The sequence below is a fragment of the Sphingomonas sp. PP-CE-3G-477 genome (genome assembly GCF_003050745.1).
In the GTDB taxonomy this organism is placed as follows: domain Bacteria; phylum Pseudomonadota; class Alphaproteobacteria; order Sphingomonadales; family Sphingomonadaceae; genus Sphingomonas.
This window is the reverse complement of record NZ_QAOF01000009.1, coordinates 116,385-140,965: the sequence shown is the minus strand read 5'-3', so window position 1 is coordinate 140,965 and position 24,581 is coordinate 116,385. Positions and strand designations below refer to the sequence as shown.

General features: G+C 63.8%; 21 protein-coding genes and 1 pseudogene. 10 read left to right on the top strand and 12 right to left on the bottom strand.

Annotation, left to right across the window (positions count from 1 at the left end; genetic code table 11):
* Nucleotides 1-62 precede the first annotated feature (62 nt).
* A pseudogene (istA, locus tag C8J45_RS16095) lies at nucleotides 63-1,187 on the bottom strand (IS21 family transposase); the annotation flags it as partial.
* Between the two features lie 4 nt (nucleotides 1,188-1,191).
* Between istA and C8J45_RS16090 the strand changes: the two are divergent.
* The gene (locus tag C8J45_RS16090; protein ID WP_107964128.1) at nucleotides 1,192-1,509 is read left to right on the top strand and encodes a hypothetical protein; all 318 of its coding nucleotides are present in this window, start codon (nucleotides 1,192-1,194) and stop codon (nucleotides 1,507-1,509) included.
* 414 nt (nucleotides 1,510-1,923) lie between these two features.
* On the opposite strand, the gene C8J45_RS16085 is transcribed toward C8J45_RS16090, so the two are convergent.
* The gene (locus C8J45_RS16085) at nucleotides 1,924-2,310 is read right to left on the bottom strand and encodes a hypothetical protein (RefSeq protein WP_107964127.1); all 387 of its coding nucleotides are present in this window, start codon (nucleotides 2,308-2,310) and stop codon (nucleotides 1,924-1,926) included.
* Nucleotides 2,311-2,372: 62 nt separating this feature from the next.
* Between C8J45_RS16085 and C8J45_RS16080 the strand changes: the two genes are divergently transcribed.
* The 3 genes from C8J45_RS16080 to C8J45_RS16070 are packed head-to-tail and all read left to right on the top strand — an operon-like array spanning nucleotide 2,373 to nucleotide 5,708.
* On the top strand, nucleotides 2,373-3,932 hold the full coding sequence (locus C8J45_RS16080; RefSeq protein WP_258191498.1) for a recombinase family protein: 1,560 nt from the start codon (nucleotides 2,373-2,375) through the stop codon (nucleotides 3,930-3,932).
* Complete coding sequence (locus tag C8J45_RS16075) at nucleotides 3,929-4,822, top strand: plasmid partitioning protein RepB C-terminal domain-containing protein (protein WP_107964125.1); 894 nt, start codon at nucleotides 3,929-3,931, stop codon at nucleotides 4,820-4,822. The genes C8J45_RS16080 and C8J45_RS16075 overlap by 4 nt, the downstream gene beginning before the upstream one ends.
* Nucleotides 4,815-5,708: a plasmid partitioning protein RepB C-terminal domain-containing protein gene (locus C8J45_RS16070; protein ID WP_219907396.1), complete on the top strand. Its 894-nt coding sequence runs from the start codon at nucleotides 4,815-4,817 to the stop codon at nucleotides 5,706-5,708. Before C8J45_RS16075 ends, C8J45_RS16070 begins: the two co-directional genes overlap by 8 nt.
* Before the next feature lie 863 nt (nucleotides 5,709-6,571).
* On the opposite strand, the gene C8J45_RS16065 is transcribed toward C8J45_RS16070, so the two are convergent.
* On the bottom strand, nucleotides 6,572-6,928 hold the full coding sequence (locus C8J45_RS16065) for a helix-turn-helix domain-containing protein (RefSeq protein WP_107964124.1): 357 nt from the start codon (nucleotides 6,926-6,928) through the stop codon (nucleotides 6,572-6,574).
* 70 nt (nucleotides 6,929-6,998) lie between these two features.
* On the opposite strand from C8J45_RS16065, the gene C8J45_RS16060 reads away from it, so the two are divergent.
* Nucleotides 6,999-7,673 carry an NADPH-dependent F420 reductase gene (locus C8J45_RS16060; RefSeq protein WP_258191500.1) on the top strand — a complete coding sequence of 225 codons (675 nt, stop codon included), beginning with the start codon at nucleotides 6,999-7,001 and terminating at the stop codon, nucleotides 7,671-7,673.
* Between the two features lie 89 nt (nucleotides 7,674-7,762).
* Here C8J45_RS16060 and C8J45_RS16055 read toward each other — a convergent pair whose 3' ends face one another.
* The 5 genes from C8J45_RS16055 to C8J45_RS16035 all read right to left on the bottom strand — a co-directional run bounded on the left by C8J45_RS16055 (nucleotide 7,763) and on the right by C8J45_RS16035 (nucleotide 13,377).
* Nucleotides 7,763-8,470, bottom strand: coding sequence for an MOSC domain-containing protein (locus C8J45_RS16055; protein ID WP_219907395.1), 708 nt, complete (start codon nucleotides 8,468-8,470; stop codon nucleotides 7,763-7,765).
* Nucleotides 8,471-8,486: 16 nt separating this feature from the next.
* Nucleotides 8,487-9,641, bottom strand: coding sequence for an N-acetyltransferase (locus C8J45_RS16050; RefSeq protein WP_107964122.1), 1,155 nt, complete (start codon nucleotides 9,639-9,641; stop codon nucleotides 8,487-8,489).
* A 210-nt stretch (nucleotides 9,642-9,851) separates the two neighbouring features.
* Nucleotides 9,852-10,877, bottom strand: a complete 1,026-nt coding sequence (locus tag C8J45_RS16045; protein ID WP_107964121.1) for a proline iminopeptidase-family hydrolase — start codon at nucleotides 10,875-10,877, stop codon at nucleotides 9,852-9,854.
* Between the two features lie 31 nt (nucleotides 10,878-10,908).
* Nucleotides 10,909-11,538, bottom strand: coding sequence for a LysE family translocator (locus C8J45_RS16040; RefSeq protein ID WP_107964120.1), 630 nt, complete (start codon nucleotides 11,536-11,538; stop codon nucleotides 10,909-10,911).
* 159 nt (nucleotides 11,539-11,697) lie between these two features.
* Nucleotides 11,698-13,377 carry a GMC family oxidoreductase gene (locus C8J45_RS16035; RefSeq protein WP_107964145.1) on the bottom strand — a complete coding sequence of 560 codons (1,680 nt, stop codon included), beginning with the start codon at nucleotides 13,375-13,377 and terminating at the stop codon, nucleotides 11,698-11,700.
* 225 nt (nucleotides 13,378-13,602) lie between these two features.
* Here C8J45_RS16035 and C8J45_RS16030 point away from each other — a divergent pair, with 225 nt between their 5' ends.
* The gene (locus tag C8J45_RS16030; protein ID WP_107964119.1) at nucleotides 13,603-14,589 is read left to right on the top strand and encodes an AraC family transcriptional regulator; all 987 of its coding nucleotides are present in this window, start codon (nucleotides 13,603-13,605) and stop codon (nucleotides 14,587-14,589) included.
* Between the two features lie 107 nt (nucleotides 14,590-14,696).
* Here the strand turns inward: C8J45_RS16030 and C8J45_RS16025 are convergent, their stop codons facing one another.
* Nucleotides 14,697-15,509, bottom strand: a complete 813-nt coding sequence (locus C8J45_RS16025; RefSeq protein ID WP_219907394.1) for an alpha/beta fold hydrolase — start codon at nucleotides 15,507-15,509, stop codon at nucleotides 14,697-14,699.
* 315 nt (nucleotides 15,510-15,824) lie between these two features.
* Between C8J45_RS16025 and C8J45_RS16020 the strand changes: the two genes are divergently transcribed.
* Nucleotides 15,825-16,832, top strand: coding sequence for a LacI family DNA-binding transcriptional regulator (locus C8J45_RS16020; protein WP_107964118.1), 1,008 nt, complete (start codon nucleotides 15,825-15,827; stop codon nucleotides 16,830-16,832).
* Here C8J45_RS16020 and C8J45_RS16015 read toward each other — a convergent pair.
* From C8J45_RS16015 to C8J45_RS16005, 3 genes are all read right to left on the bottom strand, one after another.
* Nucleotides 16,804-17,949 (bottom strand): MFS transporter, encoded by a 1,146-nt coding sequence (locus C8J45_RS16015; RefSeq protein ID WP_107964143.1) that lies wholly within the window; start codon nucleotides 17,947-17,949, stop codon nucleotides 16,804-16,806. The genes C8J45_RS16020 and C8J45_RS16015 overlap by 29 nt on opposite strands.
* 89 nt (nucleotides 17,950-18,038) lie before the next feature.
* The gene (locus tag C8J45_RS16010; RefSeq protein WP_107964117.1) at nucleotides 18,039-20,345 is read right to left on the bottom strand and encodes a TonB-dependent receptor; all 2,307 of its coding nucleotides are present in this window, start codon (nucleotides 20,343-20,345) and stop codon (nucleotides 18,039-18,041) included.
* A 93-nt stretch (nucleotides 20,346-20,438) separates the two neighbouring features.
* Nucleotides 20,439-21,530 (bottom strand): Gfo/Idh/MocA family protein, encoded by a 1,092-nt coding sequence (locus C8J45_RS16005; RefSeq protein WP_107964116.1) that lies wholly within the window; start codon nucleotides 21,528-21,530, stop codon nucleotides 20,439-20,441.
* A 26-nt stretch (nucleotides 21,531-21,556) separates the two neighbouring features.
* Between C8J45_RS16005 and C8J45_RS16000 the strand changes: the two genes are divergently transcribed.
* The 3 genes from C8J45_RS16000 to C8J45_RS15990 all read left to right on the top strand — a co-directional run bounded on the left by C8J45_RS16000 (nucleotide 21,557) and on the right by C8J45_RS15990 (nucleotide 24,565).
* Nucleotides 21,557-22,465 carry an aldo/keto reductase family oxidoreductase gene (locus tag C8J45_RS16000; protein ID WP_107964115.1) on the top strand — a complete coding sequence of 303 codons (909 nt, stop codon included), beginning with the start codon at nucleotides 21,557-21,559 and terminating at the stop codon, nucleotides 22,463-22,465.
* Nucleotides 22,462-23,532 carry an LLM class flavin-dependent oxidoreductase gene (locus C8J45_RS15995; RefSeq protein ID WP_107964114.1) on the top strand — a complete coding sequence of 357 codons (1,071 nt, stop codon included), beginning with the start codon at nucleotides 22,462-22,464 and terminating at the stop codon, nucleotides 23,530-23,532. The genes C8J45_RS16000 and C8J45_RS15995 overlap by 4 nt, the downstream gene beginning before the upstream one ends.
* A gap of 169 nt (nucleotides 23,533-23,701) precedes the next feature.
* Nucleotides 23,702-24,565, top strand: coding sequence for a serine hydrolase (locus C8J45_RS15990; RefSeq protein WP_107964113.1), 864 nt, complete (start codon nucleotides 23,702-23,704; stop codon nucleotides 24,563-24,565).
* Nucleotides 24,566-24,581: the final 16 nt, after the last annotated feature.

Below are 24,581 nucleotides of genomic sequence, written 5' to 3'. Positions count from 1 at the left end.
GCCCTGCAGGCCGAGCGCCTGCAGCTGGTCGAGGGTGGGATGTATCAGCATGAGCTATCTCCTCAGTGGTAGTATTTGGGGCCACGAATGTTGGGGTGGTCGACGCTCACCTCACCGGCCGAGCGGGGGCGATGGAGCGGATCTGCGTCGAGCTTCTTCTCGAGGATGGATTTGACGGCGCCGTATTTGCGCGCGCCGATCTCGAGCGCGCGTAGCGACGCGGCGTCGACGCGGACGGCACCGTAAGCGCGTGCCAACCGCACTATGCCGAGACAGGAGCGATAGCCCTGCTCGGGATGGGGCCGGTCGCTCAGGATCATCTCGCACAGTATCCTGACCGACGGGCCAAGCCGTCCGGCTTCATCGAGCAGGCGTTCGACCGTCCAGTCGCCGTAGCGGCGATGGCTTGAGGGCATATGGTCGTTGATGGTGGTGTGATGGCCGTTGCCGGACCCGCGCATGTGGGACGCGACACGCTCGCCCCGGAGGAATATCTCGACGGTGCGCGCGGTCAGCCGCACCTCGACCTGCGCCCGGGCATGGCGGTATGGCACCGAGTAGAAATGCTTTGCCGCTTCGACGTGATAGTCGATGCCGACTTTGCAGCGGCGCCACTCCGCCAGGACGTATGGCTCAGCCGGCAATGCCTTCAGCAAGGGGCGGTCGATTTCCTCGAACAGCTCACGCCGCGACCGGCCAAACCGGCGCATGACGCGGGCGTTCAACGCGGTCATCATCTCGGCCATGGCGGCGCGTAGATCGTCCAGGCCGTACCAGACCCGGTTACGAAGACGCCCAAACAGCCAGCGCTCGACGATGCCGACACAGGCCTCGACCTTGGCTTTGTCTCGCGGGCGATATGGCCGTGCCGCGAGTACCGAGGTGCCATAGTGCGCCGCGAGCTCGGCATAGGTGCGGTTCACCTGCGGGTCGTAAAGGCACGCCTTGATGACCGCGACCTTGGCGTTATCGGGAATGAGAAGGCGCGCCGCGCCGCCAAAGAAGTCGAAGGCCCTGACGTGCGCGTCCGTCCAGTCGGGCAAGGTCTCGGTCCAGGTCGGCCACGCAAACGACAGGCTCGAAGCGCCCATCACAGCCACGAAAAGATGAGCCTCGCGGATCTCGCCGGTCAGCCGGTCGACCACCACCGACACCGTATCGCCAGCATAGTCGACAAACATCCGGTCGGCGATGATCCTGAAGGATAGCATCGGCGCTCGCCTGAGTGCCGGCCGCAGCCTCGCGCGCCGCTACCGCCGCCGTGGCACTGGCGACGAGGCGGGCCTCGTCGGCATTCAGCGCCGCGCGCCGCTGGTCGAGATGGGCGATCACGCGCTGATGTGCGGCAACGCGCGCGTCATGCGGGGCCTGGTCCAGAACCAACTGGGCGCCGCGTGCCGCAAGATCTGCGGTCTTAAGTTCCGCCGCCCGTTCGCACACGCTGAGGTTCCGCGGAAGAGCGCGGATCCGTTCAAGCTCCTGAGCGCGGCCTCGTGCCATCACCATTAAAGGCCGCGACCAGCCCTTCGCCTTCGCAGCGCGGTCTTCTTCGGGAGGAAAGCCGGATGACTGCATAATCATCCGCAGCGCGAAGCGCGTCAGGTGATCCTTCCGCGAGGACCACGAGCGCCCGGCCTCGGATGCCTTGGCCGTCGTGATCTGCGCGAGCGACAACGGCAGCAGGGCGCCCGTCTCCGCTCTGGCCTCGGCCCCGCGAATCCGATGGCAGTTCCCGAAAGACCGAGGATTGTCGACGCGACGAAACGAGCCTTCTTGGCGAGGGACGTCCAGTTCGACGCGCCAACTTCAAATGTCCGATCTTCCGCAGACGTTGCGATGTCCACCCCATCAGAACGAGCCGCGACGCTGTCACCCTCCTTCAGCCGATGAAGAATTAGTGCGGTGAGGTTGGACCGACATGGATCACGCATCTGGTAGATGCGGCAAAACCGCCAGGATGGCCTTACGCAGGTCCGACAATCTGATGCTGGCGGCGGCACGATCGCGAAGGTCCAAGCGGTCCGCGAGCGTCAGCACCGCAGCAGTCACCTCGTCCGAATGCCGCATCAGGACCACCAGGCCAGAACCGCTCGGCCCGTTCCTCGCCTGCAGCCAGTTCTGAACCGTCCGCCCGTTCACCCCGGTCAATCGTGCGATGTGCTTCACATGGGTCGGAGCATCTCCGAAGTCCCGCCGCAGGGCGTCCGCGATCACGGCGGCAAAGGCCGCTTCGGTGTCGGCGCCGGGATCGATCGGAAACTCCCTTCCGCTATCGACGCGAACTTTTCGGTCATTCCTCGCAAACGACATTCCGTCCTCCCGCCGCTAGACGGGGCATGAATTGAACGAGTTCTGTGAAGCGCTCGTGATAGATGTCGGGGAATACGGTGCAGTCAGAAGCATCAGGACCGGTCCGCGCCGCCCAGTATGTGCGGATGTCCACCGATCACCAGCGCTATTCGACCGAGAACCAGGCGGAGATCATCGCCGCCTACGCCGCGCGTCGCAATTTCGAGATAGTCCGCACATACGCCGATGAGGGGCGCAGTGGTCTAAACATCGCCGGGCGCGACTCGCTTCGCCGCCTGATCGCCGACGTTCAGGCCGGCAGCGCGGATTACGAAGCCGTGCTGGTCTACGACATCAGCCGTTGGGGCCGCTTTCAGGATGCAGACGAAAGCGCCTACTACGAGTTCATCTGCCGCGACCGTGGCATCAACGTCCATTATTGTGCCGAGCAGTTCGACAACGATGGCAGCCTTCCGTCCAGCGTCATGAAGAGCATCAAGAGGGTGATGGCGGGCGAATACAGCCGCGAGCTCTCCAGCAAAGTGTTCACGGGCCAATGCCGTCTGATAACGCTCGGCTATCGTCAGGGCGGTCCGGCCGGCTACGGCCTTCGCCGCTTCCTCGTGAATGAGGCTAACGAGCCGAAGGCTCCACTCGCCCGGGGCGAACACAAGAGCCTCCAGACCGATCGCGTCATTCTGGTCCCTGGGCCGGACGAGGAGATCGAAGCCGTCCGCCGCATTTATCGGCTGTTCGTCGTGGAACGCCGTTCGGAGCGCGAGATCGCCACCTTGTTCAACAGCGAAGGCAAGGTCACCGACATCGGCAAGCCCTGGTCCCGCGCGGTCATCCGCCAGATCCTCTGCAACGAGAAATACGTCGGCAACAACGTCTACAACCGCGTCTCCTTCAAGCTGAAGAAGAAGCGCGTCGTGAACACGCCCGACATGTGGGTGCGGAGCGACGGCGCGTTCGAGGCGATCGTCGACCCGGCATTGTTCGATGCCGCCCAGGTCATCCTGACGGAACGCGCACGCAGGCTCAGCGACGATGATCTCCTACGAATGCTCACCAATCTGCTTGGGTCGCACGGTACCTTGTCGGGGATGATCATCGACGAGGTCGAGGACATGCCGTCGTCCGCCGCCTATCGCAGCCGCTTCGGCAGCCTGCTGCGCGCCTATCAACTGATCGGCTACGAGCCGGCGCGTGACTACCGCTACGTCGAGACGAACCGCCAGCTGCGCCTGATACATCCGAACGTGGTGGCCAGAACGATTGCCGGCATCGAAGCCATTGGCGGAGAGGTTGTGGTGGACGAGACGACCGACCTCCTGATCGTCAACCGCGAGGTCACGCTCGCCGTCGTCATCGCACGTTGCCAAGCAACGCCCGTCGGGACCCTGCGATGGCGCGTGCGTCTTGATGCCGGTCTTTGTCCGGACATCACCGTCGTCGTCCGGCTCGACCCCGACAACATCACGGTCCGCGACTACTACCTCCTGCCATGGATCGACGTCGGTGCCCGCGGCAGGCTTGGAATGGGCGAGGACAACGGTCTCGATCTCGATGCCTACCGCACCGACGGTCTCGATCCCCTATACCATTTGCTGCGCCGTCATTCGTTGGAGCATGCCCAATGACCGACAATCGGGAGGCCGTGCCGCCTGAGATCGTCACGATCGCCATCGCCTCTGTCGAGATTCTCAACCCCCGGAGTCGCAACAAGCGGATATTCGAGGAGATGGTCGAGAGCATCCGACTGGTCGGACTCAAGCGTCCGATCACTGTCCGGCGTGCACCGGGCGGCGATGGTTACGAGCTGGTATGTGGCCAAGGACGGATGGAGGCCTTTCGCCGGCTCGGCGAAACCCATATTCCCGCCGTGGTGATCGAGGCGACTCGCGAGGAATGCTTCGTTATGAGCCTCGTCGAGAACATGGCGCGCAGGAACCAGACGCCCTTGGAACTCATCCGGGAAGTCGGCGCATTGCGCCAGCGGGGTTATTCCCATACCGAGATCGCACAGAAGATCGGCTTCAGTCCGGAATATGTCTGGACGATCAACTTCCTCCTCGAGAAAGGGGAGGAGAGACTGCTCAACGCGGTTGAGCGCGGCGTCATCCCCCATACCATCGCCGCGGAGATCGCGCGCGCGAAGGACGGCGATGTGCAGAAAGCGCTGGCCGAAGCCTATGAGAACGGTGATCTGCCCGGCGATCAGCTCGTTGTCATCAGGCGGATCGTCGACGAGCGCAACCTGATGGGAAAGGGGATCAAGTCGATCCGACAGGGTGAGAAGCGCGGTCAGAAGCCGACTGCCTCCGGGCTGATCCGCGCCTACCAGAAGGAGGTCGGGCGGCAGAAGCTGCTCGTGCGGAAGGCCCGGCTCACACAGGATCGACTGACCTTCATCGTTGGTGCCATGTCGAAGCTGCTGGCTGAGGACCACTTCGTCACCCTCCTGCGGGCGGAACGGTTGGCAAGCCTGCCGCAACCGATCGCCGAGCGGCTGGGAATGTCCGATGCATGATGCTCCGATCGCCGTCCGCATATCGTTCGAACGCGAGATCCTGCAGCTGCCGGTCACGGCGATCCTGCCGCTGAGGCCGATGACGAAGCGCATCACGGACTCGAGGCGCTATGGCCGCATAGCCACTTCGATCGGCGAGGTGGGCGTGATCGAACCGCTCATCGTGACCAAGGCCGACGGAGAAGGCCGGCATATGCTGCTGGACGGCCACTTGAGACTGCACGTTCTTCAGAACCGAGGTATGGACACCGCGACGTGTATCGTGTCGCACGACGACGAGGCCTTCACTTACAACAAGCGCGTGAACCGGCTCGCTACCGTTCAGGAACACTATATGATCACCCGCGCCATAGATCGCGGCGTCCCCGCAGGCATGATCGCGGCGGCTCTTGGGATGGACGAGAAGTCGGTTGTCCGGCGGCGCAAGCTGCTGGACGGGATAGCTGACGACGCGGTCGAGATCCTCAAGGATCGGCCTGTGAACCCACAGGTATTCGATGTCCTGCGTCGCATGAAGGACTATCGGCAGGTTGAGACGGCCGAACTGATGACCTCAATGAACAATTTCACTTTCAGCTACGCAAGGGCGATACTTGCGGCGACGCGGCAGGACGATTTGGCCAAGCCCGACCGGCCTAAGGCCATTGCCGGGGTCACGACCGAGCAGATGGCTAGAATGGAACGGGAACTCGAAAAGCTGAATCAGGACTATCGCGGCATTGAAGCGACCTTCGGCGACGATGTGCTGCAACTCGTCCTTGCATCGCGCTACCTGGGACGGCTGATCGAAAACGGCCACGTCGCCGCCTACCTGGAATCGCGACATCCAGAGATCGTCGGCGAATTTCGCACGATCGTCGCGGCGACGTCGCTGGACGCGACCTGAACCTTCGCGGCGACATCTCGGTCCGACGCTCGCGTCAGATGACGGCGAGTAGAGCGGTCGGAGAATCGATCATCCGTTCAGCCACGTCGCATTTTCCCCGACCAGCAGTCCGACGTAGCGTGTCGCAGCGATAGCCGTGCCTCCAGCTGGCTCTTGTTGGCATGATAGTAACGTTGGAAGCTGATATTCCTCGGTTAGAATACCGACGAGCATGAAGACGGGATGGGCCGACGGTCTCCTGATCACCTGCGGATACCCTCTGCTCATTTCGCTCGAATACGATCGCAACATCCGCCCGCTGATCGACATTTCCGCCGCCCAAGGTCAGCGGCAACGCCAACGTTTGAAGATCAGATGCCGGCCACGGTCTTAAAATGTGTCTACACGTCCGGTATCGGAGAAGTTTGTCGTGGCCATTGGATAGACGCCTCTGGCCAACTAACTTCCAACGCCTGCCCGTTCCACGGTCAGCGTGGCTCCTGCCAGTCGGAACCGACGAAGGTCTGGGACCGCTCGGTGGCGAAACCGACGCACATTGTGAGGTGAGTCAGCACCGGCAGCGGGTTAACAAATCAAAATGGCGGCATGTCCCCGCAACCATACTCCACGAAAGCCCCAGGCCTCCCGGCCCGGGGCTTTCGTGCGTTTGGGCTGCACGCCGTTGGGAATGTTCAGCGGCCGGTACAGCTCACCGTGTAGCTGAATAGGGAATGTTTACGCCGCGCTAGATCTGCGGCTGCCGATGCCCTTGGTAATTCCATAAGAGTGAGCTCGGTGCAAAAAGGAAGCCGCCACGACTCTGCTATCGATCCAGCGACAGACAGGCAGAAGGCGTCGGTAGGGAAGGTCACATGCGCTGGCATTCACAAGCGCAGAAACTCTTTTCTCGCGTCCGCCCAGGATAGCAATGCCACCAGCACGGGTTCGAGCGCTCGCCCCAGGTCGGTCAGCGTATATTCGACCTTGGGTGGAACCACGGGATAGACGGTTCGCACTATTATCTGTTCATCCTCGAGCGATCGCAATTGCTGGATCAGCATCTTTTGTGAAACGCCTGCAATTTCGCGCTTGAGTTCCGAGAGTCGCATCGGACGCGCCGAATAGTAGAGATGCGACAATATCATCATTTTCCAGCGACCTTCGATCGACCGGATCGCAGACTGCATCGTGACGCCGCAATGACCGCGTATCGTGGAATCGCAGGTGGGAACATCGAGCATAAAGACAGGCACCTTTTGGTATGTATGGCACTTTTCTGTAAGTTCTTGCCATTAATTCCACCGCTCCGATATCCCGGTCTCGAACACTGAGGAACATCACATGAAGATCGGTATCATCGGCGCGGGCTATATCGCTCGTGCGGTTGCGGGCGTTGCTACACGCGCGGGCCATGACGTCATGATTTCGAACACCCGGGGGCCGCGGAGTTTGTTTACCGCCGTCAACACCATCGGCTGCAAGGGCGGGACGGTGGACGAGGCCGCGGCGTTCGGCGACGTCGTGCTGGTTGCGATACCCCTGCATGCCTATGATACGATCCCGGTCGAGCCCTTGACCGGAAAGATCGTGCTCGACGCGGGCAATTATTATCCCGACCGCGATGGCGCGATTGCTACGCTCGACCGCCACGAGACCACGACCAGTGAAATCCTCGCGCAGCATCTTCCGGCGTCGCACGTGATCAAGGTGTTCAATGCGATCCTGGCGGGCGACATCGAACGCGATGGAACGCCGACGGGCACGCCCGACCGCCGGGCCCTGCCAATCGCGGGAGACGACGCCGCTGCCAAGACGGTGATCGTCGGCCTGCTGGATGCGATCGGCTTCGATGTCGTGGATGCGGGCGATTTGTCCGAAGGATGGCGGTTCGAAGCCGGCACGCCGGTCTATTGCGTGCCCAGGACGGTCGAGACTCTGCGCGAGGGCCTGCAGGCCACCGTCCGCGGCGCCGGGGTATCCGCATAGCGCCACCCCCGTGAACCTGGCCGTCGCGCCTCCATCCATCCCGCGTCCGTTGTCTCGACCGACATGGGCGCGGGAAACACCGACGCGTGCTAGCTCGACGCGCCGGTCAAACGCGGTGCCCAGTCCTCGACCCGTCGGGTTTCCAGTCGGCGCTGAGCGCATTTGCGCCACCCCTCCGCAAGAGGCGTCAGCGCGGCGGCCTCAGCGAGTTCGTCGGGATTGAACGGATCGATATAGAAAAGTCGATGCAGCCGCTCGATCGTCCAATCTGGCCTGGCACGGTCGAGCGGCACGAGTCCGTCGCCGGGTGCGATCTTGCCCGGCTGCAACACCCGGTAATACCATCCCGTGCGACCGCTCGCCTGAACCCGCAGCGCCATGTCGGGAACGTCGAATCGTTGATTGAGCTTCCAGCACGGCAGCCGTCCTTGGCTTACCTCGACGATGGCACCGCCAACGCCGAACACGTCGCCGATCGCTATATCGCGTTCGTTCAGCCCGGCGCTGGAGAAGTTCTCACCGAAGGCACCGGCGCGGGTCAGCATTTCGCGAGTGCCGATTTCTTGCGACCATGTCGCGTAGTGATCGATCGAATAATGATGAACGGCCTTTTCCGGACCGCCATGATTTTTCAGATCGCCCTGCCGATCCGTCACCAGTCCTTCGCTACCGAGAAACGTCGGTCCGTCGACCGGTGTCTTGATTATGCCGCTGGGAACGTTGCGTGGCCCGAGCGGGACCAACGCTCCGGTGAGTAGCGTGTCGACGCGCACCATCTTCTGGTTGATGTGGTTCATGGATCGACCCGATCTTCTAAAGCAGCGACTTGCGATAGATCGTGTACGCCTTGTTGACGCGACCATTGAGCGTTTCGGCGATCGATCGCATTCCCTGATTGTCTTCGAGGATCCAGCCGATCTCCGCCCGCGTCGCCCCATATCTCTCGACTGCGGCACGGCGGATATATTCGATCATCATGAAGGCGAGCTGGCCTGCCATGCGCGACGATTGAAGGTCCTTGACGACGCCCATCAACGGCACGCGCATCGTCCGGACCTTCGGGTGGCGCAACCACAGCAACAGCTTCGCCCATCCGAACGGCAACAGCGACCCGTTCAGCGGTTTGATCGCCTCGTTGAGATCGGGAAGCGTGATCATGAAAGCGACCGGCTTGCCGTCCAGTTCGGCGATGCGGATCAGGTCGTCGAACACGATCGGTTTCAACTTCACGCCGACGTCGCGGATCTCGGGCTCGGTAAGCGGTACGAAGCCCCAATTCTCGGACCAGGTATCGTTCAGGATGGCCAGCAGGATCGCGGCTTCCTCGACGAAGTTGGATTTATCTACCTTGCGGATGTGGATGCGGGGGTTTGCCTCGCCTGACGCAATGATCCGCTGGACGATTTTCGGGAACGCGTGCGTAATGTCGAGGTCGTAGGTCAGAAGTTGTTTGGCTGCCCGATAGCCAGCCCGTTCGATCCAGCCCTGATATGCCGGCTTGGCATGACCCATCATTATCGTCGGGGAATGATCGAAGCCTTGGACAAGCAGGCCCGGCTCCTCCCAGACCGACATGCTGATCGGGCCGAGAGCCTGCGCCATCCCGCGGCTGCGCAACCAGTTCTCCGCGTGAGCGAGAAGGGCGACGAATATGTCTTCGCGTTCGGCATCCATCAGCCCCCATTGACCGACACCCGGCCCGAAGCCGCGCCCGGCCGGCATCGTCAGCGCCAGCGTATCGATGTGCGCCGAGATTCGCCCGACGACGCGATCGTCCTCATAGGCCAGGAACAGCTGCGCTTCGGCATGGCTGAACCATCCGTTCTTGGCCGGCGTGACGAGGCCGAGCGCTTCGCTCTTGAGCGGAGGCACCCAGAACGGATCGTCGCGGTAGAGGCGAAACGGCAGATCAACGAAGAGCTTTCGATCGTTCTTCGACGTCACGGGCGCGATTTTCAACGTGGGCAAGAAATGTTCCGATATGTCAGGGCGATGGAGCGGCAAGCGAGACGGCATCCGGCTGGCTCATGCGGCTTTCGGCTTTCGTGCGTCATTGCGAGCAGCCAGCGCCGAACGCTGCAAGCGTGTGATTGCGTGAGGGGGCCGAACGTAAAGGGGGCGGGGCTAAGGAGGGGCGGCGGGTTGTCGGCCATGCTCGGGCCACCACGACGCCGGGCCTCACCGTGTGGCCTGCGACGACGCACGGTCCGCTGCACGTAGAAAACGGGAGGTCGTGGCCATTACGAGTGCGGGTTGCTCGATGTGCGCCATGTGAGACGCGCCGGGAAATACGACAAGCGTGGCGTTGGCGATCAGGCGCACGATCTTCGTCGCCACCCATGGGGGCGCTTCGTCGAACTCCCCGCAGGTAACCAACGTCGGGACCGCGATACGTTTGAGTTCGCTGCTGATATCCAGTGTCGCGAGTTTGCCGGTCAGCTGAAACTCGGATGGCCCGTTGAGATAGGCGTAGACCGGATTGACCGCAAGCGCGGCGCCGACCTCCATGAAGAACGCCGGCCACGGATCCAGGCGCAGCAAATGACGCCGATAATATGCTTCGGTCAGTTCCTCGTACGCGGCCTCATAGGCGGGATTGGGCTCAGCGGGGGGCAGTTCCTGCCGCACTATCGTCGTACGTGCCGACGGTCCGAACGCGTTCAGCCAGCGGTCTGCCGCCTGCGAGAAGTCGTTCATCGATGTGGCCGTTCCTGCCAGCACGAGTGAGGCGACGCGGTCGGGATACGCCGTAGCGTAGAGAGCGCCGAGAAAGCCGCCCCAACTATGGCCGAGGAGGGAAACCTGCTCGAAGCCCAGGTGATCGCGCAACGCTTCGAGTTCGGAAACATAGGCGTCCGGGGTATAGCCAGCGAGATTGTCGGGTTTCGCCGAACGACCACAACCGGTCTGATCGTAGAGGACGACCTGCCGATCGACCGCCAGACCTGCAAAGGGTCTCATATAGATTTCGCCGGCTGCCGGGCCGCCGTGCAAGACGATCAGCGGCGTGCCACCCGCCTTGCCATAGACTCGGTAGTAGACGGGGCCATTGGGGCCGGGCGCCATGCCTTCCCGCTCCGGTCTGGTTTCCATGTGCCAAGATTTGGCATCCGGATATGATGAGGTCGTCGCGCGCGCCGATGCTGGAATGGCAGCAGTGGCCAGAAACCCCGCGACGAATGTTCGGCGGTCAGTATCGTGCATATCGCGTCTCTATTATTTTGTGAGCCGGGGATTAGGCATTCGCTATCTGGGTGAGCTTGAACCCGAGGATCAGAAAGACGCCTCCGGTCATGCGATCGAGCGCCTTCGCTACCCGTGCGCTTTTGAGCCAAGGTCTGATGGCGGCGGTGATAGTTGCCAGAAGCGTGAACCAGACAAGAGCGATGCCAGCGGCACTGCATGCAAGCCAGAAGGCATAGTTGCTGCCGATTTCCGTCCGAGGAACGAATTGCGGCAGGAAGGATACGTAGAACAGGCCGACTTTCGGGTTCAGGATGTTCGTGCCGAATCCCCGCATGATGGATGCTCCGTATCTTGGCGAAGGAGACGTCGCGACATGGCCGGGGACGATCGCGTCGCGCGGATGGAGCAGGAGTTGCGCGCCGAGCCAGGCCAGATACGCGGCACCGCCCCATTTCAGCGCCAGGAATGCCAGAGGCCAGGCCTGCAACAATGCCGACAAACCCAGCACCGCCGCGCTACCCCAGCACAGGCAGCCTGCCGCCACGCCGACAGCCGTCAAGGCCCCATGCCGACCGCCGTTAGCGAGCGCAGATCGAAGGACCATCGCGGTGTCGAGGCCCGGCGCCATGGTCAGCGCCGTCGCTGTGACGACGAACGCAATGATGTTTTCGGCGAACATTGAACGTCTCGATTCCAGTAGAATTTTTTGCGTCGCCACGTCGGGCGCGCAGAATTGCCCAGGGACAGCGGCGCCGGCCTCGATCGCAGCGATGTGAGCCGATCTGTTGCGTAAGGGCGGGACACCAGATCCTGCTCGATCGGTGCCCCCGCCCGCCGATCAGCTAGTGACTTCGAGTGCCTCGTCGCTTTCCCGACGCATTGCCCGTGAGGCAGCAGCAGAGCGCCGTCCCTCTGTCAGCAAGCTGGCGAGCCGTTCACCGATCACGACGCAGGGTGCCATGGTGTTGCCGGTCGTCACCCGTGGCATGATCGAGGCGTCGGCGATCCGGAGGTTCTCGACGCCGTAGACGCGGAGTTCGGAGTCCACGACGGACATGCCGTCCGTCCCCATTTTGGCGGTTCCGGATTGGTGCCACACGCTCGACGCCGTGTTGCGGACGAACGCGCGCAACGCCTCGCCGGTGAGATTGCCCGGCATGATCTCACGCTTTGCGAAAGCGCTGAGAGCCGCCCCGTTGCCGATCTCGCGACATAGCTCGACGCTGCGGACGAGTGCTGTCAGATCGTCGGGGTGCGAGAGCACATTGGCATCGATCGCCACGGGATCGCTTGGGTCGGGACCGGTCAGCCGGACGCTGCCCCTGCTTTTCGGGCGAACCAGACCGGGCAGCAGCGCCCATGCAGCAGCAGGCGGCGTTCCGTATTGCTCGAGCGCATCGGGCGCCACGATCGGAACCTCGATCAGGAACGCCTGGATATCCGGCGTGTCGAGCCGATCATCGCTTTTCCAGAAGAACGTCGCCTCACCCAGATTATTGCGCGGCACGATCGGAACGGGACTTTCCCAGACGCAGCCCGCCACCATCACATGGTCCTGGAAGTTGCTGCCGACGCCTGGAAGATGTTCGACGACCTCGATCCCGTGCTGCCGCAACATGGCGGCATCGCCGATGCCGGACTGCATGAGGACCTTGGGCGTGTGGATCGCTCCAAGCGAAAGGATCGTCTCGCGCCGTGCACGCAGCCGCAGATGCTCAGTCCCGAGCGTGACCTCGACGCCCGTAGCCTTGCCCCGCTCGACGATGACGCGGGTGACGGTCGCATGCGTCAGCACCGTGAGATTGGCCTGCGCCATGACCGGCGCGACGTAGCGCTGAAACACCGAGGATCGGCGACCGTCGCGAACCGCGAGGTTGCTGAGCGCAGCGCCACCCGCGTCTTCCATCATGGCGCCGTTATGATCGTCGAACGTCGGGATTCCGGCCGCAGCCGCACCCTTGAGCATGGCACTCGCAATCGGATGCGCGTTCTGAGCGGGTTCGACCGGGAACAGCCCGCCGCGGCCGCGTCGCTGCCGGTCGGGATTGCCACTCCAGTCCTCGATGCGGCGATAGATGTCGAGGACGGCCGGATAATTCCACGCCGGATCGTTCGCTTCGTCAGCGAAATAGTCCCAGTCGTTCGCATGTCCCCGCGCCCAGATCATGGCGTTGACCGACGATCCGCCACCCAGGCCCTTGCCCATCGAAAGCGGCATCGACCGTCCGGCCAGATGAGAACTCGGCTCCGCTACGAAGCCCCAGTCTCGTTCGCTGCCGAGATTGGTCGGCCAGAGCGAAGGGTCGGATACACTCGCCGCGTTATCGTCTCCGCCAGCCTCGATCAGCAGGACGGACATATCGAGGTCTTCCGCCAGACGGCGTGCGACGACCGATCCCGAGGATCCTGCGCCGCAGACGATGAAGTCGTATTCGCCGAGCAGGTTCGCGCGACGCTCGGCCTGGTTGGCGCTCGCCCGCACGGCAAACGCCGCGGTGCTTTCGCTGTTACGCTTCATGGTGCGGGCCGGGAACAGGCGGAGGGGAGACGGCGAGCGGTTCATCGGCTATGGGCACCCCAGTAAACGCTGGGCGACCCGATGGATTGGTCACGCGGGCAGCATGGCGTGCGGCGACCAATGCCTGCCACTGGGGCAGAAGGCCAAAGCCGGCAAGGCTATAATTTTCCAAGACTTTACTCCAAATGGCATAGTCCCTTTTGGAAGATCGAGGCGCTCCCGACCATGAAGACGCCACCTGAATCCTTGACTGATCGTCCAGAATATTCGGTTGAATCGAGAAGAGTAGCGGATCAATCCGATGTATTGTCGCATCTGCTTACGCTGGTGAGGCTACGCGGCGAGCTGGTGTATTCCGCGGAGTTGTCCGGTCAATTCGCTGGCAGCTTTGCGGCGGGCCCGTCTCACCTGCTGTTCGTCGAGCTTGGTTCGGTATGGGTGACCCCGGTCGGCTCGGAGCCGATCCTGTTGAAGGCGGGCGACCTGGTTCTGCTACCGCATGGAAAAGGCCATCTGATCGCAGATCGGGCAACCGGGCGGGCAACCGGCGGGGACATGCTGGGATCACCGGCTTTTGATCCCGAAAGGCTCGTCATACGGGTCGGGGACGGCGCCGGATCCGAAGTTCGCTGCATCGGCGCGACGTTCCGGTTCGAAGAGCACCCGCTGCCGCCCGTCGTCACCGGTCTACCGATACTGATTCATATTCGGGACGATGGAGGCAAGGTGCCCGACTGGCTCCAGCACATGGTCCATTTTCTGATGCTCGAGGCACGAGAGCCGCGACCGGGTTCCGCGCTGATGATCTCGCGGACCATCGACCTGTTGGTGATCCGTACGTTGCGGAGCTGGGCGGATCTCTATCCCGACGAAGCGGGATGGCTGGGCGGACTAGGCGATGCGCGGATCGGACGGGTGCTCAACGCATTGCATGCCGAGCCGGCGGTTCAGTGGACGTTGGCGGGACTTGCCGATCTCGCTGGCATGTCTCGTTCGGCGTTTGCGGAACGATTTTCCGCATCGGTTGGGGAAGCGCCGATGCGATACCTGACACGCTGGCGGCTCACGGTTGCCGACCAACTGATCAGCGCTGGCGCCGCCTCGGTGGGAACGGCCGGGCGTGCGGCAGGCTACCAGTCGGAGGCTGGTTTCAGTCGTGCGTACAAGGCTCATTTCGGCCAGTCACCCAAGGTCGCAAAGCCCAGGCAATAGTCATAGGGTTGGACGACCGAATGCCGTGGTCCGTTCGACGCCCGTGCAGGCAAAGGACAACTGGTGTAAAGGCGCGGGCTCGCCGATCGGCCCGCGCCGATGAAGACCTACTTGGCTGCCGTCTCGATCGCTGTCGTCAGTCCTTCGGGATTGGTCAGCGCGGGCAGGTGTCCGGTATCGACCCTGAGCGTAAGCCGAACGCGGCCGGCTGCGATCATCGCATCCTGGAATGCGGGGCTGATGGCCTGATCCCGCAACGTCTTGATGTACACGCGATCTGCGTTGCCGAAACGGGCTTGCGTCAGGTGGACGGGCGTCGCCAGCGGCCCAAGTGGCTCGTCGGCCGAACTGGCGGCAACCAGGGCCTGCTGTTCGGCAGTGCCGTCCTGCGCGAACAGCGCTGCGCCGGCTGCGTCGAGCCTCATCACGCCGGCCGCGGAATCGACGTGCAGGTGGGGCACCACCAGGCTGCCAGTATCGGTCTTGGCCATATCCAGCAGCGATACGCCGTCACGGGGGAGGAATGCGGCAACGTAGACGAGGGTCTTGATGCGTTCGGGAATGGTTTCGGCGACGTTGGAGATGGTGATGCCTCCAAAGCTGTGACCGACGAGCACGACCGGGTTCCGCTCCGCGCCGATCGCCGTGATGACCGTATCCCGGTAGAGCGCCAGGCTGGCCGCCGACGCGGCGAGCGGGGTGCCAGCGCGGCCCGGAAGGTTGACGGTAATGACGCGGTAGCCGTCGCCACGCAGGCGATCTGCGACTGGCAACCAGGCATCGCCGGTCTGCCAGGCGCCATGAACCAGAACGATCGTCGGATGCTCCGCCACGCTATTTTCCTTGGCAGATGCGGCATTGCTGCCGGTTACCATCAACGCCGCAGACGCCATTAGAAGCGTGAAAAGGGGAATGTTCATCGCTGTTCTCCGGTCACCTGATTGATGATCCGGTGTCGTCTGATCACCGATCGTACACCATGCACGAGAAGCCGCTCTTCATGACCTTACATCCAGAAGGACGGTAGGCCCTGGAGTTTGGGGGGGGCTTTTCAGGTCCGCCACCACCTTCCCTGTCTCGGTTTCATTGAGGATGCCAATAGTCCCTCTCGTAGCGCATGCAGGTATCAGTACCGAGGCGCGGCTGACCACTCACCGATCGAACGCGCGATTATGTGGGGTTTTCTTTGACGGTTTTGCTCAAACTGCTCATCGTGACGCTTTTGAGGAAGATGCGTGCGGCCGACGATCAGCGACGTGTCCCGGCTTGCAGGCGTTTCCATCAAGACGGTGTCGCGCGTGCTCAACAACGAGCCCCGCGTGTCGGATGCGACGCGTGCGCGGGTTACGGCGGCGTTCGCGACCCTTAAATATCGACCGAACATGGCCGCCAGGACCTTGGCAGGGCATCGCAGTTTCCAGATCGCGCTCGCGTGCGACAATCCCAGCCCGTATTACGTCTACGAGATGCAGTCCGGGATACGCGACCGGTGTCTGCTCGACGGCGTGCGGATGATCGCGCAGCCCTATGACCATGACTCCGACCGGTTGATCGACGATATCGAGAGCCTGATCGACGGATCTGGTGTCGACGGATTGATCCTGACACCGCCGGCGACCGACTATCCCGAGGTGCTGGCGCTGATGGCGCGCCGGAAAGTGCGGTTCGTTCGCGTCTCGCCGGGAACCGAGCTCGACCTCACCGCGTCGGTGTTCATCGACAATATCGGCGCCGCGACCGTGATGACGCGGCATCTGCTGGCGCTCGGCCATCGTCGGATCGGCTTCATCACGGGACATGCGAGCTATGCGACCAGTGCGCAGCGGCTGGCGGGCTACCGTGCGGCACTCGACGAGGCAGACATCGCGTTTGATCCCGTCCTGATCCGCCCCGGCGATTACGACTTCGCGTCGGGTGCGGACGCGACGGAAGCACTGCTCGCCCTCCGCCAGCCGCCCACCGCGATCTTCGCTTCGAACGACGACATGGCGGCGGGTGCGCTCAGCGTCGCGCACCGGCGCGGGCTGGCGGTGCCGGCCGACATGTCGATCGCCGGTTTTGGCGACGACGCGATCTCGCGCTTCGTCTGGCCCGCGTTGACGACGATCCGCCAGCCGACGCGGACGCTCGGCTACACGGCGGCCGATCTGCTCCTCGCCGCGGAGTTCGCAGTGAAGCGGATCGAAGTCCCGTTCGAACTGATCCGCCGCGACTCTACCGGGCCGCTTCGATCCGCGGGATGAGCAGCTGGATGAACCCCAGCGCCAGCAGGTAGCTGACCGCGCAGATCGCCAGCATCGGCGCATAGCCGAACCCGTGGCCGAGCGACCAGGCGGATAGCTGGATCATGCCGATCGAACCCATGTTGCCACAGAACGCCGCGATCCCGATCGTCGACCCGACCGAGCGGGCGGGCATGACGTCGGTCGTCAGCGCGAAGACGTTGGTCGAAAACCCCTGATGCGCGAACAGCCCGAGCCCAAGCACCAGTGCGGCGGTCCACGGGCTTTGCAGCGACAGCACGATCGGCACCGGCAGGATCAGCAGCGCGTACAGCAGCAGCGTCGATTTGCGCGCACGGTCGAGGCTCCAGCCGCGTGCCATCAGCCGGGTCGGCAGCCAGCCGCCGGTCAGCGCGCCGCAGGCCGCGAGCGCATAGACGAGCGCGACGGGGAGCCCGACCTGACCCTGCGGCAGTCCGAACAGCCGGTGGAACAGATCGGGTAGCCACGACAGCATGAAGAACCAGACCTGATCCGACAGTACCTTGGCGACCGCGATGGCGAGCGTCCGGCGGTCCTTGAACAGGTCGATCCAGCGGATTGGCGCGGGGCCACCGGTTTCCGCAATCGCGGCGGGCATCTTGAACGCGAACCATGCGACGACCCAGACAAGTCCCAAGCCACCCGCGACGAGGAATGCCGCGCGCCAGCCGAACGCGATCGCCAGCGCCGGGATGACGAGCGGGGTTATCACCGCACCGACATTGGGCGCGGTGTTGCCGATCCCCAGCGCGATCGAGCGGTCCTTGGGCCCGAAATAGGTTGCGGCGGACTTGACCGCGGCGGGGGTACCGATCGACTCCGCTGCGCCGAGTACGACGCGCGCGCCGATGAACCCGGTCACGCCCGACACGAACGCGTGCGCCATCCCGGCGAGGCTCCACACGAACACCCCCGCCGCGAAACCGATCCGGAGGCCGACCCGGTCGATGAACCAGCCGGTCCCCAGAAACGCGATCGCGGCAGCGAACTGGAACGCCGATGCCATGTTGCCATAGTCCTGATCGGACCACGCGAACTCGCGCTCGAGCGTCGGCTTCAGCAACGCCAGGATCTGCCGGTCGACATAGTTGAGCATGATCGCGAAGAACACGAGCGCTACGACCACCCAGCGCGCCTTGGATTGGGCGGGCGAGGGGGCCGAGGAGGGGGTCCGTACCGTTTCCGTCAAAAGTTCAGCCTTGCGGTGATGCCGGCGTAGCGATCCGCCTCGCGCGGGATGATGTAGCGATACGCGCCACCGGGCCCGCCGCTCACGATCGACGAGGCGAAGCTGGTGTCGAGCACGTTCTTCACCTGCAGCACGACCCTGAACGCGTCCTTCGCATCGACGATGCCGGCCGAGAGATCGAGCAGGCCGTATGCCTTGATCGTCGTCGCGTCGCGGATCGCGGCGCTCGCATCGAACTGCGAGATCTGGCTGGACTGGTAGGAGCCTTGCGCACCCAGCGTGAAATCGATGCTGCTGCCGGTGCGGATCCGGTAGTCGCCGCCGAGCGAGCCCTTCCACCGCGGCGCATAGCCGAGTTGCGTACCCGCGGGCACGACGCCGGTGGTCGAGCCGTTGGTCGGGACCTTGAACTGGTCGACATGCGCATCGGTATAGGCGAGCCCGCCCGAGATGTTGAGATCGCGGACCGGGCGGTAGAGCAGGTCGAGCTCACCGCCGCGGGTCGAGATGTCGCCCGCATTGGTGAAGCGGGTGACGAGCACGCCCGCGACCACGTCGGGGTTGTTTGCCTGGAAATTATGATATTTCGCGTAATAGGCGGCGAGGTTGATCACCAGCTTGCCGCTGAACAGCGTGTTCTTGAGGCCGATTTCGTAACTGTCCGCGGTCTCCGGATCGATCACGTTGGTGCCGGTCGCGCCGAGATTGTAGAAGATGTTGAACGCCGGACCTTTATAGCCGCGCGAATAGGTCGCGTAGGTCGTCGACTGCGGCGTCACGTCGAATTGAAGCCCGCCCTTGCCCGACCAGTTCATGTTGGTGGTCTTGCCCGCGAACGGCCCGAAGCTCGGGTTGATGCCTGGCCCTGCGAGCGCGGTGACGCGGCTGTGGAACACGTCGAGCTGGTCGCTGGTGTAGCGAACGCCGGCGATCGCGCGGAACCGATCGGTGAGGTTGAAGACGCCCTGCCCGAAGAATGCGAGGTTCTTGAAGGTCGAGCCGAACACCGCGGTGCCGGTCGGTCGGGTGACCGTCGTGCCCGCGGTCGAGCAGGGGGTGAGTACGGTCGGCGTCGGCGTGGCGGTGCAGACGACGTCGTCGCGGCGGAACGTCCGCTCGGTTTCCGCGCGCGAGTAGAACGCGCCGACGACGTAGCTGAAGAACTGGTTCGACGGTGACGCGATCCGGACTTCCTGCGTGAAGGTGCTGCTCGTCTGCGGCCCGAAATCGTGGAGCTGGTTGGCGCCGACATAGGCGGTCGGCAGCCAGTCGCCGTCGCGGATCTCGGTATTGTCGTATTCGCGGTACGAGCCGATGTACGTCACCGTCTGCGTGCCGAGCGTCGCGTCCGCCTGCAGCGAAACGCCCCAGCTCTTCTCGTCGGTATGCGTGATCAGGTCCTGGTTGATGGTGCGCGACTTGTTGCCGTTGCGATCGGGCAGCACGCTGGCGGTAAGGCCCGCGGTCGGCGTCGTGCCGATGACCTCCGCGCAGCAATCGTCGTTGCTCCGGCGATAGTCGCCGATCAGCGTGAAGGTCAGGTCGGGCGTGGCGTCGGCGACGACCATGCCGCGGAAACCGTAATGCTCGTAGCCGTTCACGCGCCGGTTATCGTGCGCGACGTTGCGGATGTTGCCCGCGTGATTGCCGTAGAACCCGGTGAAGCGGCTCTTGATCGTCTCGCTCAACGGAATGTCCAGCGCGGCGCGGGTGCGATATTCGTTGCCGTTGCCGGTAAAGAACGACCCTTCGACCGACCCGGCGAGCACGTTACCGGGACGCTTGGTGACGATGTTGATGACGCCGGCGCTCGTGTTCTTCCCGAACAGCGTGCCTTGCGGACCGCGCAACACTTCGATCCGGTCGATGTCGATCAGGTCGCTGAACGCTTCGCCGGCACGGCTGTAGACGACGCCGTCGACGACGGTGGAGATCGACGGCTCGCCCGCCACCGAGAAGGTCGAGGTGCCGACCCCGCGCAGGAACAGCGACTGGTTGATCGTCGTGCCGGATTTGCGGAAATTCAGCGTTGGTACGAGGTATTGCGCGCTTTCCAGGTTCACTCCGCCCTGCGCGGCGATCTGCGCGCCCGAGATTACCGAGACCGCGACCGGCACATCCTGAAGACGCTCGGAGCGCTTCTGTGCGGTGACGACGATCTCGCCGGGCTCGGACGCGGCGGGGGCGGGATTGCCGGTTTGGCCGCTATCCGCGGGACCGCTCCCGATCGGGACGTCCTGCGCCCAGGCCGGCGCGCCCAGTCCTGCGGCCAATGCCGCGCCTGCCAGCAACCAGTTCTTCATGCCGCCCCCTAAATATTCCTACTCTTCCGGTAGGCTATCGAATGTCTCGCGCTGTCATGCACGAGTTTGTCTTGGGTGCAGCCAAGCGCGGCTTCATGAGAACCCCAGTTCGGTCATCTCCACGACGCGCTTCGTCCGTGCGCTGATCTCGGCAGCAGTACCGATCGCCACCGCCATGAGCCCGTCGCGCGCGGTGACTTCCACACCGATTTCGCCGCGCACCGCGGCGATGAATTTCTGGTGCTGATAGAAGGTCGAGCCGTGATGGCTGCCGGCGTCGAGCGCGGTGCGATCGACCTCGATCACCTGCCGTTCGACCTGTTTCGGATTGAGAAAGCCGGTGCGGGGGCTGAACACGAGCGCACCTTCGGGGATCAGCACGTCGAGCCGAGCGGCGTCGCCGACCGCGGTGATCTCCTCTTGGTTCTCGGCGCCGTCCGCGAACATCGACAGGTCGAGCATCGCGCGGACGCCGTTGGCGAAGTCCACCGTCGTGTAGCTGTTGTCGATGATGTCGGGCCGCTCGCCGTCATAGCGTTCGTCGACATGATTCACGTCCATCGCGCCCGAGCAATAGACGCGGACGGGTTCGGATCGGACGATCAGCCGCATCAGGTCGAAGAAGTGACAGCATTTCTCGACCATCGTCCCGCCGGTGTTGCGGCTGAGGCGGTTCCAGTCGCCGACCTTGGGCAGGAAGGGGAAGCGGTGTTCGCGGATCGACAGCATCCGAAGTGCGCCGATTCGACCGCCATGCACCTGCTCGATGAACGCCGCGGCGGGCGGCATGTAGCGATATTCCATCGCGGTCCAGAACGGCCGCGTCATTTTTGCGGCACGATCGACGACCCAGCGGGCATCATCCAGCGTGGTCGCCAGCGGCTTTTCGCAGAGGATCGCGACGTCCGCGTCGAACAGCGGCTCAAGCACGTCGCGGTGTGTATAGTTCGGGCTGGCGACGATCACCGCGTCGACCAGTCCGCTGCGGGCGAGCGTCGCGGCATCCGCGAATTGCTGCACGCCGTCGCCGCGCGAACCCAATGCATCGCGTGCCCAACCAAGCGACGTGCTCACCGGATCGGCGATCGCGGTCACCACCGCGCCGGGGGTGACGGCCAGGTTCTGGAGATGCTCGACCCCCATCATGCCGGTTCCGACCAGCCCATAACGTACTTGCTCGACCAAGCGTATTACCCCTATTCGTGACAGCGATGTCGCAGCTCAATTCTACACCCAAAGCCATTCCGCTCGGCAAGAGCGGAATCCTTGTCAGCCCGATAGCCTGGGGCATGTGGCGGTTCGCCGGAGTCGGCGTCGCTGAAGGACGCGCGCTGATCGAGGCGGCGTTCGAGGCGGGGGTGACCCTGTTCGACACCGCCGACATCTATGGGTTCGACGGCGCAGGCGGGTTCGGCGATGCGGAAGTGCTGCTCGGCCGCATCTTCGCAGACTCGCCCGGCCTGCGCGCGCGAATGGTGCTGTCCACCAAGGGCGGCATCCTCCCGCCGCTACCGTATGACTCCAGTCCGGCCTATCTGGCGAAGGCGCTCGACGCCTCGCTGACCCGGCTCGGAGTCGACCAAGTCGATCTCTACCAGATCCATCGCCCCGACATCCTGACGCACCCGCAGGAAGCAGCGCGTGCGCTGGAGGATGCGGTGACGGCGGGCAAGGTGCGTGCGGTCGGCGTGTCGAATTATACGCCTGCGCAGGCTCAAGCGCTGGCGTCGTTCCTGACGATTCCGCTCGTCAGCCATCAGCCCCAATTCTCGCCGCTCCACCTCGAACCGCTCGAAAACGGGCTGTTCGATCAGGCGATGGAGCGCGACATGGCGGTGCTGGCGTGGTCGCCGCTTGGCGGTGGCCGGCTCGGCGTGCCCGCCGACGCGCGCAGCGCAGCGGTGGCGGCGGCGCTCGATCGCAAGGCAGCCGAGACGGGAGCGAGCCGGGCGGCGACTGCCTATAGCTGGATCATGGCGCATCCGGTGCGCGCGATCCCGATCGTCGGCACGCAGAACCCCGCCCGGATCGCCGAACTGGCGCAGGCCTTCACGATCACGTGGACGCGGCAGGACTGGTACGACGTCCTGATCGCGGCACGGGGCGAGCCGCTGCCATGACGAAATCCTGCGAAGTCAGCTGGTTCTCGGCGCTGTGCGACGACGATTACGAGTTTCTCGGCGTGCCCGATCCCCGGCTGCAATCGAGCTGGGAGCATTGCCGCGACATCGTCCTCCAGGCGGAGACCGGTGGTTACGACAACATTCTGCTCCCCTCGGGTTACGCGCTGGGGCTCGACACCACCGCCTTCGCCGCGGCGATCGCGCCGATGCTGCGGCGGCTGGCGCTGCTGATGGCGGTACGCGTCGGCGAAAGCTGGCCGCCGCAACTCGCGCGCCAGATCGCGACGATCGACCGGATGCTCGGCGGGCGGCTCAACATCAACATCATTTCGTCCGACCTCCCTGGCGAGACGCTGGCGTCCGGCCCGCGCTATGCCCGCACGGTCGAGCTGATGCGGATTCTGAAGACGCTGCTGAACGGCGAGCCGCTCGATCATGACGGCGAGTTCTGGAAACTGAAGCTCGATCCGCCGCGGATCGGCACTGTATCGGGCAAGGCGCCGTTGCTGTATTTCGGCGGGCTGTCGCCGGATGCGCGCGAGGCGGCGGCGAAGGAGTGCGACGTCTATCTGATGTGGCCCGACACCCGCGAGAAGGTCGCCGACATCATCGCCGACATGACCGCGCGTGCCGCCCGCCATGGCCGCACGCTGCGGTTCGGCTACCGCGCGCACGTCATCGTCCGCGAGACCGAGGACGAAGCGCGGGTGTACGCCGATCGCCTGCTCTCGAAGCTCGATGCCGAACAGGGCGCGGCGATCCGTGCCAAGTCGCTCGATTCGGGGTCTGCCGGCGTCGCGGCGCAAGCGGCCCTTCGCGAGGGTGCATCACCCGATGGCTATGCCGAGGACAATCTGTGGACTGGTATCGGGCGGGCGCGCTCGGGCTGCGGCGCGGCGATCGTTGGCGATCCCGACCAGGTGCTCGCCAAGCTCGGCATGTACCAGGACATGGGGATCGAGGCTTTCATCCTGTCCGGCTACCCCCACGCCGCGGAAGCCGACCTGTTCGCGCGTCATGTGTTGCCCCGGATGACCCACGCGTCGCTATCGCATAGCGCCTGATTTGCGGCGGCGGCGTGTGTCGTCCGTAGGAGGGCGACGATACAGGCAAGTCGCTTCACTCAGTCGCGATCCACCGTTGTTCGTACGTCACCGGCATGCAACATGAAGTGTTCAGGTTTTAGGGTCTAGCATTAGCAAGTCGCTGAAGGACAACATTCGAGGACGATCGATGCGCGCACCCCGGCTTTCCCGCCTGTTTCTCTCCAGTATCGCTGCAAGCTTCCTCGTCCCAGCATCGGCATCGGCAACCACAAGCGCTTTCGAACCCACGGGGCTCGAGCGGGTTCTGAGCATGCTGGTCGCGGAACGCTCCGGAGACTACGGCATCGCGGCCCTCGACCTTCGCGATGGCTCGACCGTTTCGATCAGAGGGGACACACCGTTTCCGATGGCGAGCACCGTAAAGCTCGCCATAGCAGGGGCCTACCTTGCCGATGTCGATCAAGGCCGACGCACCCTTGGCGACATGATCGTCGGTCGTCCCGCCGCGAAAGCCCTGGAGCTGATGATCGTCCGCAGCGACAACCAGGCGACCGACCAGCTGCTTGCCGCGCTCGGCGGCCCCGTCGTCATCCAGCAGTGGCTGTGGTCGCACAAGATAGCCGGCATCCGGATGGACCGGACCATAGCCCAGCTGCTGCGAGAGCGCGGCCATCTTGCCGACAGCAAGGACGTCGCCACGCCGATCGCGATGGTCACGCTGCTGAACAAGCTCGATAACGGAACCGTCCTGACGGCTCAGAGCCGCAATTTCCTGCTCGAACTGATGAGCCGCTGCCAGACCGGCACGCGCCGTATCCGCGCGCTTCTGCCCGCGGGTACTCGTGTCGAGGACAAGACCGGCACGCTCGACGGCATCACCAACGATGTCGGGTTCATCACCATGCCCGACGGCCGCCGCGTGGCCATCGTCGTGTTCGCCCGTGGTGGCCGCGATCGCCAGCCGGTCATCGCCGAAGTCTCCCGCGCCATCTACGACTATTTTGCAGACAGCGCGCGCAGCGCACTGTCTCTTTTCATGCGAATGCGGTGATCCGGGTGTCGCCGAT